This window comes from Rhodococcus sp. NPDC003383, from assembly GCF_053589115.1.
On the sequence record NZ_JBSFRG010000005.1, the window covers coordinates 24,559 to 42,974 of the forward strand.

At 69.3% G+C, this 18,416-nt stretch carries 16 protein-coding genes and 1 pseudogene; 9 read left to right on the plus strand and 8 right to left on the minus strand.

Features of this window, described 5'->3' with window-relative positions; translation table 11 throughout:
- Positions 1-18: 18 nt before the first annotated feature.
- The 3 genes from ybeY to ACWDTS_RS06295 form a co-directional block, all read right to left on the minus strand.
- Entirely contained in the window at positions 19-561 is a 543-nt protein-coding gene (ybeY, locus tag ACWDTS_RS06285) for an rRNA maturation RNase YbeY (RefSeq protein WP_248673304.1), read from the minus strand.
- A 49-nt stretch (positions 562-610) separates the two neighbouring features.
- Complete coding sequence (locus ACWDTS_RS06290; RefSeq protein WP_450117819.1) at positions 611-2,620, minus strand: PhoH family protein; 2,010 nt, start codon at positions 2,618-2,620, stop codon at positions 611-613.
- Positions 2,621-2,713: 93 nt separating this feature from the next.
- Positions 2,714-3,379 carry a TetR/AcrR family transcriptional regulator gene (locus tag ACWDTS_RS06295; RefSeq protein ID WP_450117820.1) on the minus strand — a complete coding sequence of 222 codons (666 nt, stop codon included), beginning with the start codon at positions 3,377-3,379 and terminating at the stop codon, positions 2,714-2,716.
- A gap of 124 nt (positions 3,380-3,503) precedes the next feature.
- On the opposite strand from ACWDTS_RS06295, the gene ACWDTS_RS06300 reads away from it, so the two are divergent.
- Positions 3,504-5,099 (plus strand): MFS transporter, encoded by a 1,596-nt coding sequence (locus ACWDTS_RS06300; RefSeq protein ID WP_450117821.1) that lies wholly within the window; start codon positions 3,504-3,506, stop codon positions 5,097-5,099.
- Here ACWDTS_RS06300 and ACWDTS_RS06305 read toward each other — a convergent pair.
- From ACWDTS_RS06305 to hrcA, 4 genes are read right to left on the minus strand one after another with little or no spacing between them, the layout of a single operon-like run.
- Positions 5,090-5,851 (minus strand): alpha/beta hydrolase family protein, encoded by a 762-nt coding sequence (locus ACWDTS_RS06305; RefSeq protein WP_450117822.1) that lies wholly within the window; start codon positions 5,849-5,851, stop codon positions 5,090-5,092. The two genes, ACWDTS_RS06300 and ACWDTS_RS06305, sit on opposite strands and share 10 nt — an antisense overlap.
- Before the next feature lie 10 nt (positions 5,852-5,861).
- Positions 5,862-6,623 carry a 16S rRNA (uracil(1498)-N(3))-methyltransferase gene (locus tag ACWDTS_RS06310; RefSeq protein WP_450117823.1) on the minus strand — a complete coding sequence of 254 codons (762 nt, stop codon included), beginning with the start codon at positions 6,621-6,623 and terminating at the stop codon, positions 5,862-5,864.
- Between the two features lie 9 nt (positions 6,624-6,632).
- The gene (gene dnaJ, locus ACWDTS_RS06315) at positions 6,633-7,784 is read right to left on the minus strand and encodes a molecular chaperone DnaJ (RefSeq protein ID WP_450108057.1); all 1,152 of its coding nucleotides are present in this window, start codon (positions 7,782-7,784) and stop codon (positions 6,633-6,635) included.
- 42 nt (positions 7,785-7,826) lie between these two features.
- Positions 7,827-8,870: a heat-inducible transcriptional repressor HrcA gene (gene hrcA, locus ACWDTS_RS06320; protein ID WP_450117824.1), complete on the minus strand. Its 1,044-nt coding sequence runs from the start codon at positions 8,868-8,870 to the stop codon at positions 7,827-7,829.
- A gap of 174 nt (positions 8,871-9,044) precedes the next feature.
- Here hrcA and ACWDTS_RS06325 point away from each other — a divergent pair.
- Positions 9,045-9,350 (plus strand): annotated as a pseudogene (locus ACWDTS_RS06325) (type II toxin-antitoxin system VapB family antitoxin); the annotation flags it as partial.
- Positions 9,351-9,469: 119 nt separating this feature from the next.
- Here the strand turns inward: ACWDTS_RS06325 and hemW are convergent.
- Positions 9,470-10,693: a radical SAM family heme chaperone HemW gene (hemW, locus tag ACWDTS_RS06330; RefSeq protein ID WP_450108147.1), complete on the minus strand. Its 1,224-nt coding sequence runs from the start codon at positions 10,691-10,693 to the stop codon at positions 9,470-9,472.
- 371 nt (positions 10,694-11,064) lie between these two features.
- On the opposite strand from hemW, the gene ACWDTS_RS06335 reads away from it, so the two are divergent.
- The 7 genes from ACWDTS_RS06335 (at position 11,065) to ACWDTS_RS06365 (ending at position 18,413) form a co-directional block, all read left to right on the plus strand.
- A complete protein-coding gene (locus tag ACWDTS_RS06335) occupies positions 11,065-12,786 on the plus strand; it encodes a nitrite/sulfite reductase (protein WP_197252168.1) in 1,722 nt (573 codons plus the stop codon).
- Entirely contained in the window at positions 12,783-13,508 is a 726-nt protein-coding gene (locus ACWDTS_RS06340; RefSeq protein WP_197252169.1) for a phosphoadenylyl-sulfate reductase, read from the plus strand. The genes ACWDTS_RS06335 and ACWDTS_RS06340 overlap by 4 nt, the downstream gene beginning before the upstream one ends.
- Complete coding sequence (cysD, locus tag ACWDTS_RS06345; RefSeq protein WP_450117825.1) at positions 13,505-14,449, plus strand: sulfate adenylyltransferase subunit CysD; 945 nt, start codon at positions 13,505-13,507, stop codon at positions 14,447-14,449. The genes ACWDTS_RS06340 and cysD overlap by 4 nt, the downstream gene beginning before the upstream one ends.
- Positions 14,450-14,451: 2 nt before the next feature.
- Positions 14,452-15,753 carry a sulfate adenylyltransferase subunit 1 gene (locus tag ACWDTS_RS06350; protein ID WP_450108056.1) on the plus strand — a complete coding sequence of 434 codons (1,302 nt, stop codon included), beginning with the start codon at positions 14,452-14,454 and terminating at the stop codon, positions 15,751-15,753.
- Entirely contained in the window at positions 15,750-16,505 is a 756-nt protein-coding gene (locus tag ACWDTS_RS06355) for a sirohydrochlorin chelatase (protein WP_450117826.1), read from the plus strand. Before ACWDTS_RS06350 ends, ACWDTS_RS06355 begins: the two co-directional genes overlap by 4 nt.
- A 92-nt stretch (positions 16,506-16,597) precedes the next feature.
- Positions 16,598-17,488: a polyphosphate kinase 2 gene (gene ppk2 / locus ACWDTS_RS06360; protein ID WP_450108054.1), complete on the plus strand. Its 891-nt coding sequence runs from the start codon at positions 16,598-16,600 to the stop codon at positions 17,486-17,488.
- A gap of 76 nt (positions 17,489-17,564) precedes the next feature.
- Positions 17,565-18,413 carry a universal stress protein gene (locus ACWDTS_RS06365; protein WP_450117827.1) on the plus strand — a complete coding sequence of 283 codons (849 nt, stop codon included), beginning with the start codon at positions 17,565-17,567 and terminating at the stop codon, positions 18,411-18,413.
- Positions 18,414-18,416 lie beyond the last annotated feature (3 nt).

The window sequence follows — 18,416 nt, forward strand, 5'->3', positions numbered from 1 at the left end:
GCTCCCACGACGGCCCCGCTACTGCTCGGGATTGTCGGACAGACCGACCTTGCCGAGCAGCTGCTGGTCGCGGGCGGCGAGCCGGGCCTCGTGTTCGGCGCGGCGCAGTTCCTCGTACCACTCCTCGAGGAGCTGGTTCTGGAGACCGAACATCTCCTTCTCCTCCTCGGGTTCGGCGTGGTCGTAGCCGAGCAGGTGCAGCATGCCGTGCACGGTGAGCAGGGCGAGTTCGTGGTCGAGGGAATGCCCGGCCTTGGCGGCCTGATCCGCCGCGAACGACGGGCACAGCACGATGTCACCGAGCATCGACGGACCCGGTTCGGGTGCGTCCGGGCGACCGCCCGGTTCGAGTTCGTCCATCGGGAACGACATCACGTCGGTGGGACCCGGCAGGTCCATCCACCGCATGTGCAGATCGGCCATGGCATCGGAGTCGACGAGCACCATCGACAGCTCCGCCGCGGGGTGCACGTCCATCCGCGCGATCACGAAGCGGGCGACGTCGAGCAGGTTCTCCTCGACGACGTCCATCCCGGATTCGTTGGAGATCTCGATGCTCATCGGTGTCGTTCCTTCTGCACTGCTGACGGGATTCGGAAGTGGGGGTGGCTCATCGGCGCTGCACCCGGTGCTGCGTGGCGCGCCGCTGTGCCCGGTTGCCGAGGGCGACCTCGCCGGAACGCTGGGCTTCGTAGCGGCCGTAGGCGTCGACGATGTCGGACACGAGCTTGTGTCGCACCACATCGCTGCTGTCGAGCGTCGCGAAGTGGATTCCGTCGATGTCGTCGAGGATCTCGGTGGCGGCGCGCAGGCCCGAACGAGCACCACCGGGCAGGTCGACCTGGGTGATGTCGCCGGTGACAACGATTTTCGAGCCGAAGCCGAGGCGGGTCAGGAACATCTTCATCTGCTCGGCGGTGGTGTTCTGGGCCTCGTCGAGGATGATGAAGGCGTCGTTCAGGGTGTTGTGCGTCAGTAGGAAATCCTCTGTGACGTACAGCGAGTCGGCAGCGGCGACCCTGATGCAGACCGCCTCCTCGGTACCGGCGGATTCGATGCTCTCGATGTACCGCCGAGGTGTCTTGGGGCTGTTCTCCGCGTACTTCTCTGCTTTCCTTCGGAGCCGGAACGGCACGCATCCTTCGGGCAGACGGATGTCGACGATGTGCGCGTCGTGCCGGTACTCGACGTCGCGACCGCGGGCGTTTCCGGGCTTCCGACCTTCGGCAGGCCGGGTGCGGCTGTATGCGACGCCGCCCAACGACTGCACGAGGAAGAGGACGTCGTCGCGCAGTTGATCCGACACAGTCGCGTACTGCACTCGGCACGTCCGACCGGTCTGAATGACCGGTCCACCATCGGAGTCGAGAAGACCCTGTAAGACGGCGAGGCGCACGTCGGCCGAATTGTGCAGGTACTCCTTCGGCACGAACTTGGTCGGCGACTTCGTGCCCCAGACTGCCTCGACCAGCTCCGGGTCGGCAGTGGTGAAGCTCGGCGTAGCCACGCCGGCCATGCAGCAGTCCCCGAGCATCAGGCCCAGCGCGTACGGATCCAGCGGCACCGGCACGGGAGCGAACTCGACCGGCGCGGCGAGCATCGGAATCTCGTAGCGGTGGTAGTGCGCGGCACGGAGATTGCCGATCATCTCCTTGGCCTCGAGCACCCGCGGCCCCTTGCCGCGCCTCCGGTCGGCACGGGTGTAGACCGACCACAGGTGATCGGTCGAGCAGAGGGTGGACGCCCCGTCCTGGGTGGTCACCCGCACGATGTCCTTGAATCCCTGCGGGTAGACGCCGAGCACTTCGGTCGGCCGACCGTCCGAACCGATCACCTCGTCGCCGACCTTCACGTCGCCGATCGGACGGAACCCCTCGGGCGTGAGGACCTTGGTGGACAACGGCTGCGCCCGGCCACGCATATACGCCAGCGGCGCGACCTCGATGACGCCGGCCTGCATGAGCTTCGGGATCGCCTCCGGATCCATCATGTCGTGCAGCGCGTCGTGCAGCGGACGGAGGTAAGGATCGATCTTCTCGTGCAGGGTGCCCGGCAGGAATCCGAGACGTTCGCCGGCCTCGACGGCCGGGCGGGTCAGGATGATGCGGGTGACTTGCTTGGTCTGCAAGGCCTGCACGGCCTTCGCCATCGCGAGATAGGTCTTGCCGGTACCGGCGGGGCCGACGCCGAAGACGATGGTGTTGGCATCGATCGCGTCGACGTAGCGCTTCTGATTGAGCGTCTTGGGCCGGATCGTCTTGCCGCGCCGCGACAGGATGTCCAGGCTCAGCACGTCGGCCGGCGATTCGGACAGCCCCTGGGTGAGCATGCCCACGGTGCGGCGCACGGCGTCGGGGGTCAGGGGCTGGCCACGGCCGACGATCGTGACGAGTTCGCCGAGGACCCGTTCCGCGAGGGCGACCTCGGCGGGAGTCCCGGTGAGGGTGACCGAATTGCCGCGCACGTGGATGTCCGCATCGAGCACGCGCTCGAGCGCGACGAGATTCTCGTCGGCCGCCCCGAGCAGCGGAGCCGCCGCTTCCGGCGGCAGGTCGAGACTGGATCGGACGATGGTCCGTTCAGGTTCCGCGGAGTCGCGGATGTCGTCTGATTCACTCACGTGGACGGTACGGCCTGCTTTCCGTTCGGCTCCCACACGACGGTCGTCGTGATCGTGCCAGTCTAGCCCTGGGCAGTACCGACATTCACCGCATTACCCCCGGGCCTGGTCGGGGGCATGCTCGTGCAGCCACCGGCGGGCCTGTTCGACGACCCGGGCGGTGCGTTCCGGGGAAACCCCGGCCAGCACCAGCACACCCAGCGCGATGCTCTCGCCCGAGTCGCGGACCAGGCCCAGATTTGCCTGTTCGAGGGTCGCCATCGTGAGGCCTTCCATCATCCCGACCAGCACCACCGACGGCAGATAGTCGGAGAAAATCCCCGCGGCGCGTCCGCGTTCGACGATGTCGAGCGTGCGGGTGCGCAGCGGCGCGACGAGGTCGGCGATACATTGTTCGCCCACTTCCTTGCGGGCGAAGGACAGCAGCAACCGGTACCGGTCCCCGACCGGCCAGGTCCGGAGCGCACCGACCGCCAGCGCCACGTCGGGATCCTCGGGTTCGGCGAGGTCGACCGCGGCGGCCAGTTCCGCGGCGGCGTCGGCGGCGATGCCGTCGACGAGGGCATCGCGGTTCGGGAAGTGCGCGTAGACCGTGCGCCGGACGACGCCGGCGGCACGGGCGACGTCGTCCATACTCGCGTCGGGATCGGCTGCGAAGGACTCCATCGCCGCGTCGAGGATGCGGCGCCGGTTGGCGTTCGTCCGGGTCCGTGCCGGTGGCGTGTGCGAATTCGCCTGTCGCGCGACGGGTTCCTGCACGTTGCACACCTCTTCCACCGAACATCTGTGACCTCGATCAAGTTTAGTTGCACACCCGTGTGCAGAAATCTAGGTTGCACACAGTTGTGCAATTGGTGTTCGAGATCACCCGGAGGAGAGGTCCATGACGACAGTCACCGGTCACGCGGCGTCCACACCCGCACCGCCTTATCCACGCCGCTGGGCCGGGTTGGCGGTGCTGTGCCTGAGCCTGCTGATCGTCGTCATGGCCAACACCGCGCTCATCGTCGCGGCGCCGAGCATGCTCCGCGAACTCGCCCTCACCAGCGCCGACATGCAGTGGATCATCGACGGCTACACCGTCCCCTACGCGGCGCTGATGCTGCTGTGCGGCGTGCTCGGCGACCGCTACGGCCGCCGGGCCGCGCTCCTGGCCGGCCTGGCGATCTTCGCGGCCGGCGCGATCGCAGGCAGCCTCGCCGACAGCGCGACCGCGGTGATCGTCGCGCGCATCGTCATGGGCACCGGCGCTGCCGTGATCATGCCCGCGACCCTGTCGCTGCTGGTGGCCATGTTCCCGGCTTCCGAGCGGGCACGCGCGATCGCCGCATGGGCCGCGACGTCCGGTCTCGCCATCGCACTCGGGCCGCTGCTGGCCGGGTGGCTCCTCGAGAGCCATTCGTGGGGATCGACGTTCCTGATCAACGTTCCCATCGCCGCGTTCGCCGCGGTCGCATCCCTCGCGCTGGTTCCGGCCTCGAAGGCCGACGGCCTCACCCGCGTCGACTGGATCGGCGGCGCCCTGTCCGTGGTCGCCGTCGGTGGCGTCGTCTACGCGATCATCGACGGCTTCCACTTCGGCTGGAGCCTCTCCGCACTCGGGGCGCTCGGGACGTCGGTCGTCGCGGCGGTCGCATTCGTCGCGTGGGAGTTGCGGCACCCGCAGCCGCTGCTGAACCTGCGGCGGGTCGCCGACCGCGCGGTCGGCGGCGCGTGCATCTCGGTGCTGCTGCTGTTCTTCGCGACCTTCGGGCTCATCTACTTCGTCGCCCAGCAGTTCCAGTTCGTGCTCGGCTACGGACCGCTCGAGACGGGCCTGCGTCTGCTGCCGCTCGCGGGGTCGGTGTCGGTCGGCGCCGCGCTGGGCGGTCGCCTCGTTCCGCGGTTCGGTGCCCGCATCCTCGTGGCATGCGGAATGGTCGCGACCTCCGCCGGAGTGTTGCTGCTCGCCGCGCTCGAACCGACCTCCGGCTACGGCATCTTCCTGGCGTCGCTGCTGCTCGTCGGTCTCGGCATCGGCCTGGCGACCCCGCCCGCGACCGACCTGATCATGGGCGGATTCCCCGACACCGATCTGGGCGCGGCCGGCGGCCTCAACGACACCGCCGTCGAGTTCGGTGGATCCGTCGGCATCGCGCTGCTCGGGTCGGTGCTCGCGACGTCGTACCACGACGAGATCGCCGGATTCCTGTCCGGTCTGCCGCTGAACAACCTCACCGGCGACCTGGCCGACAAGGCGGCACTCGCGCTCGAGGCGGCCGGTGATTCGGTCGGTGGTGCCGCGATCGTCGCGGAGGAACTGGCCGCGAATCCGTTCGCGAAGTCCTACGCGCAGCCGTTGCTCGATGCGTCGAGCGCGGCGTTCGCCCACGCGATCGTCGACGCCGCGCTGGTCGGGGGCATCGCGCTGGCGGTCGGCACCGTCGTCGTCACGGTGATCCTGCCCGGGCGGGTGCCCGTCGGGACCGGTCAGGCCTGATCGAGCAGTAGGTCCAGCGACAGCTTCCAGCAGACGCTGTCCTTGTTCAGGAACGCGAAGTGGTCCTCCCCGTCGACGACGTGCAGGGCCACTTCGTCACCGGCCTCGCGGGCAGCGTCGGCGTAACGCGCCGCGACCTTCGCGGGCACCTGCTCGTCCTCGGATCCGTGGACCAGCACGATCGGCCGGCCGATCGGCACGCGATGCCGCGGCGACGCCGACCGATACACGTGCGGGTTGTCCTCGAACGGCTCGCCGAACAGGTCCTCGAGATAGTCGACGCGCCGCCCCCGCTCCCCCGCCGACGCCAGGTCCAGAGCCGCGGCCTGACCGACCACCAGCGACGGCCGCACCGTCGTGTCCTCACCCGCGAGCCACACCGCGAGCTGGCCGCCGGCCGAGTGCCCGACGACCCGCACCTGCGTCGGGTCGAGTTCGATGCCCGCGGCGCGGGCGTGGTCCGCCACGAGCGTCGCGGTCGCGTCGAGCGCAGCGACGACATCGGCGGACATCTCCGGCCACCGTCCGCCCGCGCCGAGACGGCGGTATTCGATGTTCCACGCGGCGACGCCGCGCCGGGCCAGTTCCGTCGCGAGTGGCGTGCCCAGGTTGAGGTGGTAGTTGCCGTTCCAGTACCCGCCGTGGATCACCATCACGACCGGCACCGGCCCGTTCCCGGCCGCACCGTCCGGGAGGTAGAGATGACCGAACTGCTGGGGTTCCGAGCCGTAGGCGATGCGGGTCCGCGACATGGCCGAAACGCTAGTCGAGCGGGCGTGCGCCCCAGCGACCGGACAGCACTCCGATCGCTCCGAGCGCCACCGCGGCGGCCGTGGACGTGCGCAGCACCGTCGGGCCGAGCAGCACGGGCGTCGCCCCCGCCTCCGTCAACGTCGCGACCTCGCTGTCGTCGAGACCTCCTTCGGGCCCGACGACGAGCACCAGCTCGGACGCGTCCGCGAGCGGCAGCGACGCGAACGGTGCGGTCGCCGACTCGTGCAGCACCGCGACGACTCCGCCGCGCGCGACCGTCTCGCGGACGAGCGCCACGACTCCGGCGGTGCGGGTGACCGGCGCGACGGGCGGAATGTGTGCCCGGCGGGACTGCTTGGCCGCCGCGACCGCGACGGCCTGCCAGCGGGCCACACCCTTGTCGGCCTTGGGGCCGTCCCAGCGCGCGACGCACCGCGCGGCCTGCCACGGCACGAACGCGTCCGCGCCCGCTTCGGTGGCGAGTTCGACGGCCAGCTCCGACCGCTCCGACTTGGGCAGCGCCTGCACGACGGTGACCGACGGGGACGGTGCGGCCAGCTCCCGGCGATCCAGGACGGTCGCCTCGAGCCGGTCCTTCGCCACGGCACTCACCTCGACGTCGGCGACACCGCCGCGACCGTCGGAGAGCACGAGCCGCTCCCCGACCGCGATGCGCCGGACCGTCGCCGCGTGCCGGCCTTCCTTGCCGTCGAGCACGGCGACCTCACCGGTGCCGGGCAGGGGGTCCAGATAGAACAGGGTCGCGGCCACCGCCGTCGCCTAACGGGCGCTGAACGCGTCGCGCAGCCGGGAGAACAGGCCCCCGGAGTGCTGCGAGCTGTTGGACACGACCTCGGCGCGGTCGCGTTCGTTGTGGCGACGCAGGTCCTCGAGCAGCTTGGTCGTCTTGTGGTCCAGCTTGGTCGGCACGACGACCTCGAGGTGGGCGTGCAGATCGCCGCGGGTGCCCGACCGCAGCTTCGGCATGCCGTGTCCGCGCAGCACCGCGACCGAGCCGGGCTGTGTGCCGGCGTCCACCGTGATCTCGGTGGGGCCGTCGAGGATCGTGTCGACGGTGACGGTGGTGCCCAGCGCCGCGTCGATCATCGGCACCCGGATCGTGCAGTGCAGATCGTCGCCGTCGCGGACGAACACGTCGTGCTGCTGCTCGATCACCTCGACGTACAGGTCGCCGGCGGGGCCGCCGCCGGGACCGACCTCACCCTGCGCGGCGAGGCGGATGCGCATGCCGTTGCCGACACCGGCGGGCACCTTGACGGTGATGTCGCGGCGCGACCGCACGCGGCCGTCGCCGCCGCACTTGCGGCACGGGTCCGGGATGGTCTCGCCTGCACCGCGGCAGGTCGGGCACGGACGGGACGTCATGACCTGGCCGAGGAACGAACGCTGCACGGACTGGACCTCGCCGGCGCCGCCACAGGTCGCGCAGACGACCGGCTTCGAATCGCCGTTGGTGCCCGATCCGGCGCAGCCGTCGCACAGGATCGCGGTGTCGACGGTGATGGTCTTGGTGACACCGGTCGCGCATTCCTCGAGCGTCAGGCGCGTACGCAGCAGCGAATCGGCACCGGGCTGCACGCGACCGCGAGGCCCGCGCGCGCCGCCGCCCGCGCCGCCACCGAAGAACGCCTCGAATACGTCGCCGAGACCACCGAACCCGGCGCCGGCGAAGCCGCCCGCACCGCCGCCTCCGGACGCCAGCGGATCGCCGCCGAGGTCGACGATGCGCCGCTTCTCCGGATCCGACAGCACCTCGTAGGCCGCGGAGATCTCCTGGAAGCGCTTCTGCGCCGACTCGTCCGGGTTCACATCCGGGTGATGCTCACGCGCCAGCTTGCGGTACGCGCGCTTGATCTCCTGGTCGGTCGCGTTCTTCGACACGCCGAGCGTCGCGTAGTAGTCCCGTGCCACGTTAGGTTCTCGTCCTTACTTCTCTACACACATGAACGGTGCTCAGCGTTCGCCGAGCACCTCACCGATGTATCTCGCAACGGCCGCAACCGACGCGATGGTTCCCGGATAGTCCATCCGAGTGGGGCCCAGCACACCGAGGCCGCCGAATACGGTACCGGCGGCGCCGTAGCCGGTGGACACCACCGACGTCCCACGCATCTCCGCGACCTGCGTCTCCTCGCCGATCCGGACGGTCACCCGACCCGCGTCCTGGCTGGCCGCGAGCAGCTTGAGCACCACGACCTGCTCCTCGAGGGCCTCGAGGACGGCACGCAGCGACCCGGGCACCCCCGCGTGACCGTCGAAGTCGGCGGCGTTGCGGGTCAGGTTGGCGGTGCCGCCGAGCACCAGTCGCTCCTCGGGATGCTCGACGAGCGTCTCGACGAGGACCGTCGCGCAGCGGATCACCGCGTCGCGCAGATCGTCGGGGGCCTCCTCGGCCAGTTCCGACACGGCGATCGACGCCGCGGCGAGCCGCTTGCCGCACAGCGCCGAGCCGAGCAGCTCGCGCAGTCGGGACAGGTCCTCGTCGTCGACGACATCGCCGAGTTCGACGATGCGCTGATCGACCCGGCCCGAATCGGTGATGAGCACCAGCAGCAGCCGGGCCGGGGTCAGTGCGACGACCTCGAGGTGACGCACCGACGATGCCGACAGCGTCGGGTACTGCACGACCGCGACCTGCCGGGTCAGCTGTGCGAGCAACCGCACCCCGCGGCGCAGCACGTCGTCGAGATCGACACCGGATTCGAGGAACTGGAGGATCGCGCGGCGTTCGGCGGTCGAGAGCGGTTTGACATCGGCGATCCGATCGACGAACTGGCGGTAGCCCTTGTCGGTGGGCACGCGTCCCGAGCTCGTGTGCGGCTGGGTGATGTATCCCTCCGCCTCGAGTACGGCCATGTCGTTGCGGACGGTCGCGCTGGACACGCCGAGGTTGTGCCGCTCGACGAGCGTCTTCGACCCGATGGGTTCCTTGGTGGCGACATAGTCCGCAACGATCGCGCGCAACACCTGGAATCGCCGTTCCTCGGTGCTCGACATCCCCGCCCACCTCCGTATCTGTCGCCACACTTCACGGTTCGGGCCCACGCGCTACCCGCACGCGGCGCCGCGCGCAGTGTGCCTCGTCGTTCCAGTCTAGTCGCCGCTGCGCACTGTCCCGAGGGACTGTCCCGAGGCCGCGGCGGTGCCGTGGGTCCGTCGTACTGTGGATTCATGATTTTCAAGGGTGTCCGGGACGGCAAACCGTATCCCGATCACGGCCTGTCGCTGCGCGACTGGTCTCGGATCCCACCTCGGCAGGTTCGGCTCGACGAGATCGTCACCACCACGAAGGTCCTCGAACTCGATCGGCTGCTGTCGGAGGATTCCACCTTCTACGGCGATCTGTTCCCGCATGCCGTGCAGTGGCAGGGCGTCCTGTATCTCGAGGACGGCCTGCATCGCGCGGTGCGGTCGGCGCTGCGCAACCGCACCGTCATGCACGCGCGGGTGTTCGACTACGACGCGCTGACTCCGGGCGGTTCGCTCGGTCCGGGTGCCGAGATCCCGGGTTCGGGAGTTCCCGGCACGGGGGTTCCGAGCACCGAGGCGAGCTGGATCGACCTCGACACCGGCCTGCCCGACGGGCGAAACGGCAGCTAGACGAGGATCGAGCGGACCACCGCGTCGGCGAGAAGCCGGCCCCGGTCGGTGAGCACCAGGTGATCGCCGCGCAGATCGGCGAGCCCGTCCGCGACGACCGTCCGTGCGGCGTCCCGTTCCGACGCGCCCAGTGCCGCCCACGGCAGGCCGGTGCGCAGCCGGACGGTGAGCATGACGAGTTCGGTGTGGGTGTCGTCGGCGGTGAGTTGCTCGCTGCCGCCGACCGGTAGCCGTCCCTGGGCGAGGGTGTCGGCGTAGCGGGCGGGATGTTTGACGTTCCACCAGCGCACTCCACCGACGTGGCTGTGCGCGCCGGGGCCCGCGCCCCACCAGTCGCCGCCGTCCCAGTACCCGAGATTGTGCGCGCACCGCGCGGACGGGTCGCCGGCTCGCGCCCAGTTGGACACTTCGTACCAGGTCAGCCCGGCTTCCTCGAGCCGCGAATCGATGCGTTCGTAGCGGGCCGCGAGGATGTCGTCGTCGGGTGCGGGCAGTTCCCCGCGGCGCACCTTCCGCGCGAGGGCGGTGCCGTCCTCGACGATCAGCGCGTACGCGGACACATGGTCGACGCCGGCCTCGAGCACGGCGTCGAGGGACCGGTCGAGGTCCTCGTCGCGTTCGCCGGGGGTGCCGTAGATGAGGTCGAGGTTGACGTGCTCGAACCCGGCGGCGCGGGCCTCCCGAGCCGCCGCGACGGGCCGTCCCGGGGTGTGGGTGCGGTCGAGCACGGCCAGTACGTGCGAGGCGGCGGATTGCATGCCCAACGACACGCGGGTGTAACCGGCGTCGCGAATCCGGGCGAAGAACTCGGGTCCGGTCGATTCCGGGTTGGATTCGGTGGTCACCTCGGCGCCGGGGGCGACCCCGAAGCTGGATCGGACGGCGCCGAGCACGTCGGCGAGGCCGTCCGCGCCGAGCAGCGACGGGGTGCCGCCACCGACGAACACGGTGTCCGCGGCGGGTGCGCCGAGCATGTCCGCGGCGATGTCGAGTTCACGCCGCAGGCCCGCGAGCCAGGACTGCGGGGACGCCGACGACCCCAGCTCGCCCGCGGTGTACGTGTTGAAGTCGCAGTAGCCGCAGCGGGTCGCGCAGAAGGGCACGTGCACGTACACCCCGAACGGCCTGCTGCCGACTCCGGCGCGGGCCGCGGCCGGGAGTTCGAATCCGTCGTCGGTCGCGGTTGCGTTGCCCGTTCTCGTCTCGCTCACGGCTTCCAGTGTTCCAGAGCCGGGCGGGCCGCCGACCGGCCGCGGTGCGGTGACCTCGGTATTTCCCGCGATTTGGGTGGAAATGTCGTCCAGGATTCGGCTTCGCCCCCGTGACATGGCACAATGGTCGCCATGACCGGACTCGGAGTGCGACTCGTGGCTCGCCGCCACGTCGACTTCAAGCGCGTCTGCGCGTCCTGCTGTCAGCCTTGTGCCGTCTGTTCCTGCGCCGACTGTCGGTAGTCAGTCACCTACTGCCGCCGGCCGGCACCACCCCCGGCAAGCCCCCAGATCCTGCCGGGTCGAGGCATGTCTGCGCGAAGTACAGCCCACAGCGACGTCCCCGACCCGGTCCCTCGCCAAATCCCAGGAGTCCCTGCATGTCGTCGACCACCGACGTCTCCCCCGCCGGAGATCCCGCCGCTCCCGCACGGCCGCGGGCGGCACGCCCGGCCAAGCGCCGGGCCGAAGGCCAGTGGGCTCTCGGTTACCGCGAGCCGCTCAACGCCAACGAGCAGACCAAGAAGGACGACAATCCGCTCAACGTGCGCCGCCGGATCGAGGAGATCTACGCGCACCAGGGTTTCGACAGCATCGACAAGTCCGATCTGCGCGGCCGGTTCCGCTGGTGGGGTCTCTACACCCAGCGTGAGCAGGGCTACGACGGCACCTACACCGGTGACGAGAACATCGATCTGCTCGAGGCCAAGTACTTCATGATGCGGGTGCGCTGCGACGGCGGCGCGCTCAACGTCGAGCAGGTGCGCACCATCGGCGGCATCTCCACCGAGTTCGGCCGCGACACCGCCGACCTGTCCGACCGGCAGAACGTCCAGTACCACTGGATCGAGGTCGAGAACGTCCCGGAGATCTGGCGGCGCCTCGAGTCGGTGGGCCTGAAGACCACCGAGGCGTGCGGCGACTGCCCGCGCGTGGTGCTCGGTTCCCCGCTCGCCGGTGAGTCCCTCGACGAGATCATCGACGGCACCCCGGCGATCGACGAGATCGTCCGTCGCTACATCGGCGACCCGCAGTACTCGAACCTGCCGCGCAAGTTCAAGACCGCGATCTCCGGACAGCAGGACGTCGTGCACGAGATCAACGACGTCGCGTTCATCGGCGTCGAGCACCCCGAGCACGGTCCCGGCTTCGACCTGTGGGTCGGTGGCGGTCTGTCCACGAACCCGATGCTCGCGCAGCGGGTCGGCGCCTGGATCCCGCTCGACGAGGTTCCGGACGTGTGGGAAGGCGTCGTCGCGGTGTTCCGCGACTACGGTTACCGCCGGCTGCGGTCCAAGGCCCGCCTGAAGTTCCTCATCAAGGACTGGGGCATCGAGAAGTTCCGCGAAGTTCTCGAGACGGAGTACCTGAAGCGCCCGCTGATCGACGGCCCTGCGCCGGAACAGCCCGCCCGCCCCATCGATCACGTCGGCGTGCAGAAGCTGCGCAACGGCCTCAACGCCGTCGGGTTCTCCCCCATCGCGGGCCGCGTGTCCGGCACCATCCTGACGAAGGTCGCCGATGCGGTCGAGCGGATCGGTTCGGACCGGATCCGTTTCACCCCGTACCAGAAGCTGATCGTCCTCGACGTCCCCGACGACAAGGTCGACGAGCTCATCGCCGAGCTCGAACCGCTCGGCCTGCAGGCCCGTCCGTCCGCGTGGCGGCGGAATCTGCTGGCGTGCAGCGGCATCGAGTTCTGCAAGCTGTCGTTCGTCGAGACCCGCAAGCGTTCCCAGGTGCTCGCACCGGAACTCGAGGAGCGGCTCGCGGACATCAACGCGCAGCTCGACGTCCCGATCACCATCAACATCAACGGCTGCCCGAATTCGTGCGGCCGGTCGCAGATCGCGGACATCGGGTTCAAGGGCCAGCTCGTCGACGACGGCGAGGGCAACCAGGTCGAGGGCTACCAGGTGCATCTCGGCGGCAGCCTCGGCCTGGACAGCGGTTTCGGCCGGAAACTGCGGCAGCACAAGGTGAACAGCACCGAGCTCGGCGACTACATCGAGCGAGTGGTGCGCAACTTCGTCAAACAGCGGTCCGAGGGTGAGCGGTTCGCTCAGTGGGCCGTGCGCGCAGAGGAGGCGGACCTTCGATGACCACCACAGAGACCACCGAGGACCTTCGAATTCTCGCCGCGCAGGGGGCTGCGAGCCTCGAAGGCGCCTCGGCACTGGAATTGCTGCAATGGACCGAGGAGACCTTCGGTTCCGCAGTGAGCGGCGACCGCAGCGGCTACGTCGTCGCGTCGAACATGCAGGACGGGGTGCTCGTGCATCTCGCCGCGCAGGTGCGGCCGGGCGTGGACGTGCTGTTCCTCGACACCGGGTACCACTTCGCCGAGACGCTCGGCACCCGGGACGCCGTCACCCAGGTGTACGGGGTGAATCTCGTCGAGGCGAAGGCGGCGCACTCGGTGGCCGAGCAGGACGAGTTGCTCGGCAAGGATCTGTTCGCGCGTGATCCGAACGAGTGCTGCCGGTTGCGGAAGGTGGTGCCGCTGAAGGAAACCCTGAAGGGTTACCGCGCGTGGGTCACCGGCATCCGCCGGGTCGAGGCCCCGACTCGGGCCAACGCGCCGCTCGTCTCGTTCGACGAGGCGTTCGGGTTGGTGAAGATCAACCCGATCGCCGCGTGGTCGGACGAGGACATGCAGAACTACATCGACGAGCACGGGATTCTCGTCAATCCCCTGGTCGACGAGGGCTATCCGTCCATCGGATGCGCCCCCTGCACCGTCAAACCACTTCCCGGAGCCGATCCGCGCAGCGGACGGTGGGCCGGCCGAGCCAAGACCGAATGCGGGTTGCACTCCTCATGACACTCATCGACACGAACCTTTCGGAATCCCGAATCAAGTTGGACGGCAACAAGTTCGACACTCTCGACGCGCTCGAGTCGGAGGCGATCCACGTCTTCCGTGAGGTCGCCGGCGAGTTCGAACGTCCGGTGATCCTGTTCTCCGGCGGCAAGGACTCGACGGTGCTGCTGCACCTCGCGCTCAAGGCCTTCTGGCCCGCGCCGCTGCCGTTCGCGCTGCTGCACGTCGACACGGGACACAACCTGCCCGAGGTTCTGGCCTTCCGCGACCACGTCGTCGAGAAGTACAACCTGCGCCTGCACGTCGCGAAGGTCGAGGACTACCTCGCCGACGGCCGCCTCTCCGAGCGGCCCGACGGCATCCGCAACCCGCTGCAGACCGTTCCGCTGCTCGACGCCATCTCCGAGAACCGCTTCGACGCGGTGTTCGGCGGCGGCCGCCGCGACGAGGAACGCGCCCGCGCCAAGGAGCGGATCTTCTCGCTGCGCAACGCATTCGGGCAGTGGGATCCGAAGCGTCAGCGTCCCGAGCTGTGGAACCTGTACAACGGCAAGCACGCTCCCGGCGAGCACGTCCGGGTGTTCCCGCTCAGCAACTTCACCGAACTCGACATCTGGCGGTACATCGCCCGCGACGACGTCGAGCTCGCGAGCATCTACTACGCGCACCAGCGTCCGGTGTACCGGCGCGACGGCATGTGGATGACCCCCGGCGTGTGGGGCGGCCCCGCCGAGGGCGAGGAACTCGAGACCCGTTCGGTGCGGTACCGCACCGTCGGCGACGGGTCCACCACCGGCGCGATCCTGTCCGAGGCCTCGACCAACGAGGAGATCCTCGCCGAGGTCGCCGCGTCCCGCCTGACCGAGCGCGGTGCGACCCGCGGTGACGACCGAGTTTCCGAAGCGGCCATGGAAGACCGCAAGCGAGAGGGCTATTTCTGATCATGAGCGACCTGCTTCGACTCGCAACAGCGGGCAGCGTCGACGACGGCAAGTCCACCCTGGTGGGCCGCCTGCTGTACGACACCAAGTCCGTCCTGGCCGACCAGATCGACGCGGTCACCCGCGCTTCGGTCGACAAGGGTCTCGACACCCCCGACCTGTCTCTGCTCGTCGACGGCCTGCGCGCCGAACGCGAACAGGGCATCACCATCGACGTCGCCTACCGGTACTTCGCGACCCCGAAGCGCAGCTTCGTGCTCGCGGACACCCCGGGCCACGTCCAGTACACCCGCAACACCGTCTCCGGTGCGTCCACCGCGCAGCTCGTGGTGCTGCTCGTCGACGCCCGCAAGGGTGTGATCTCGCAGACCCGCAAGCACGCCGCTGTCCTCGCGCTGCTCGGTGTGCCGAAGCTGGTGCTCGCGGTGAACAAGATCGACCTCGTCGAGGATCCGGCGACGGTGTTCGCGCAGATCTCCGCCGAGTTCAACGAGCTGACCTCGTCGCTGGGCTGGGCGCCCGAGGACGTGCAGGAGATCCCGGTCTCCGCACTGCACGGCGACAACGTCGCGACCCGCTCGGAGAACACCCCGTACTACGACGGCCCGACGCTCATCGAGCACCTCGAGTCCGTCCCCGTCGACGCCGACGTGCACGGCCGTCACGAGTCCGGCCTGCGCTTCGCGGTCCAGTACGTGATCCGCCCCCGCACCGCCGAGTACCCCGACTACCGCGGCTACGCCGGGCAGATCGCGTCCGGTTCGGTGCGTCCCGGCGACGAGGTCGTCGTGCTGCCCTCGGGCATCCGCACCACCGTCGAGCGCATCGACACCGCGGACGGCGAACTCGACGTCGCGCACGCGGGTCGCTCGGTCACATTGATCCTGGCCGACGACGTCGACATCTCCCGCGGTGACCTCATCGCGTCTCCCGAGAAGGCACCCGAGCCGCTCGGCGAGTTCGAGGCGACCGTGTGCTGGCTCGCCGAGAAGCCGCTGCGCCCCGGCGCCCGGCTGCTGCTCAAGCACGGCACCCGCACGACCCAGGCCATCGTCGGCGCGCTCGAGGAGCGTTTCGACGAGCAGAACCTGACGTCGATCCCCCACCCGGACACGGTGGAGCTCAACGAGATCGCCCGCATCTCGGTGCGCGTCGCGGAGCCGATCCCGGCCGACGACTACACCGTGAACCGCCGCACCGGCAGCTTCCTGCTCGTCGATCCGGCGGGTGGGAACACGCTCGCCGCCGGCCTGGTGGGCAACGGTCTGGCTCAGATCGAGCTCGGGGAATCCGTCCCGGCATGATCCCGGTGATCGCCGTCGCGCACGGCAGCCGTGACCCGCGCTCCGCGCAGGCCATGGCTGCCGCGCTCGCGGCGTTGCGGGCGCGACGACCCGGCTGGTCCGTGCGCCTGGCATTCCTGGATCTCAACGCGCCCTCGGTGCGGCAGGCCCTCGACGCCGTCGCCGCCGAGGGGCATCGGCGCGTGGTCGTCGTTCCGCTGTTGCTGGGCAGCGCATTCCACGCGCGCGTGGATCTGCCCGGTATCCTCGCCGACGCCCGCGTCCGGCACCCCCGTCTCGATGTGGTGTGCACCGACGTCCTCGGCGCCGACCGTCTGCTGACCGCGGCGGCACGGGACCACGTGGCCGCGACCGGCGTCTCGCGCCTCGACCCGTCCGTGGGAATCGCGATGTGCGCGGTCGGTTCCCGGCGACCCGGCGCCGACGCGACAACCGCCGCCGTCGCGCCACGACTGCTCGACGGCACCTCCTGGACCCACGTGCGGGCATGCTTCGCGACGTCGGCCCCCGGTGTCGTCGACGCGCTCACCGAACTCCGCGAGGCCGGTGCCCGCCGGCTCGTCGTCGCGCCGTGGCTGCTCGCTCCCGGTCTCCTGTGGGACCGCACCTGCGACGCCGCGCGGTCCGCCTTCCCCGACGTCCGGTTCGCCGCTCCCCTCGCCACCGGCGACGCCGTCGGATTCCTCGTCGAGCGCCGGTACCACGAGGCACTCGCGGACACCGAGCGCACCCGGGTACTGCGCAGCGCCTGAGCCCGCGCGGCCGCGTGTCGTTCTACCCTGGTTCATCTGCAACGGTTACAACGGATGCCGTTCCCCGTTGCACCGAGGACCAGGAGACTCCCGTGCAGAGCGAATTGCGCCACTACATCGACCGGCTCCGCACCGAGGGGTTCTCCGTGCGCGACGACCACGGGGAAGACCCCGATCTCATCGACATCGACGGCCGCGCCGTCGACACCTGGCGGGAGAACTACCCGTACGACCACCGCATGGACCGCGCGACCTACGAGGTCGAGAAGTACCTGCTGCAGATCGAGCTCCTGAAGTTCCAGTCCTGGTCGCTCGAGAACGGTTCCAAGCACATCATCGTGTTCGAAGGCCGTGACGCCGCCGGCAAGGGCGGCACGATCAAACGCTTCCAGGAGTACATCAACGTGCGGCACGCCCGGGTGGTCGCGCTGAGCAAACCGTCCGAACGCGAGAGCGGTCAGTGGTACCTGCAGCGATACATCGCCCACTTCCCCACGGCCGGTGAGCTCGTCTTGTTCGACCGGTCCTGGTACAACCGCGCCGGTGTGGAACGGGTGATGGGCTTCTGCACCGACGACGAGTACGAGAACTTCATGACGCACGTGCCGCTGTTCGAGCAGCTGATCATCGACGCCGGGATCTCCCTGACCAAGTTCTGGTTCTCGGTGACCCGCAACGAGCAGCGCACCCGGTTCGCGATCCGCCAGCTCGATCCGGTCCGCCGCTGGAAGCTGTCGAACATGGACCTCGAGTCACTGGACAAGTGGGAGAAGTACACCGAGGCGAAGGAGGAGATGTTCCGACGGACGGACACCGACCACGCGCCGTGGACCACGATCAAATCCAACGACAAGAAGCGCGCACGCATCAACGCGATGCGGCACTTCCTGAACAGGTTCGACTACGACGACAAGGACCGGCAGGTGGTGTTCGACCCCGACCCGAAGATCGTGCAACGCGGAAAGCACGCCGTCGGAGACTGATCCGCCTCGCGTGCGGAATGCTGACAAGATCGTGGGATCTGGCTCACACTGGATGGGAGTCCAAGGAGTCACCACCATGAGCACAGCATCGATCAGACGCGGAATCGTGGCGGGCATCGACGGATCGGACAGCGCGCTGGGTGCCGCGCGCTGGGCAGCCTCCGTCGCGCAACGGTTCGGCGAGCCTCTCCACCTGCTCCATGTGCAACCGAACGGATCCGGGGGCGACTACGGCGACCCCGAAGGACTCCTCGACGTCGCCGAGACCGCGGTGCGGGCCGGACCGGGTGGGGTCGAGATCGAACGCGACATCGAACACGGCACACCGCAGAAGGTGCTGGTCGAGAAGTCCGGAACGGCCCGGATGATCGTGCTCGGTCACCTGACGACCACGGAGTGGCAGTCGATGTTCCACGGCTCCGACGTCGTGTACACGACCAATCACGCGAAGTGCCCGGTCGTGTCGTGGCGCGGCGAACCGCCCCCCGAGGCGGTCAACGGCCGTCCCGTGGCCGTCGGGGTCGACGGCAGTGAACTCAGCGTCAAGGCGATCGAGCACGCCTTCGAGTTCGCGGCGTTCGTCGGTGCCCCCTTGGTCGCCGTCCACAGCTGGACCGAACAGTCCACCCTCACCTACGGGGAGGGTTCCCGGTTCATCGACTGGGAGGACTACGTGAAACAGCAGACCGCGATGGTGGCCGAGAGCCTCGCCGGATGGCGGAGCCGCTACCCCGACGTGGAGGTCACGCACAGCGTCGAGCGCGGCAAGCCGGAGGAGGCGCTGCTCGAGCATTCCGCGCGGTCGCAGCTGGTCGTCGTCGGCAGCCACGGCCGCAGCCCGATGACCGCCGCGGTGCTCGGATCCACCAGCCAGTCGCTGCTGCATCACGCGCTGTGCCCGGTCCTGGTCGCCCGGGAGAGCTGACCG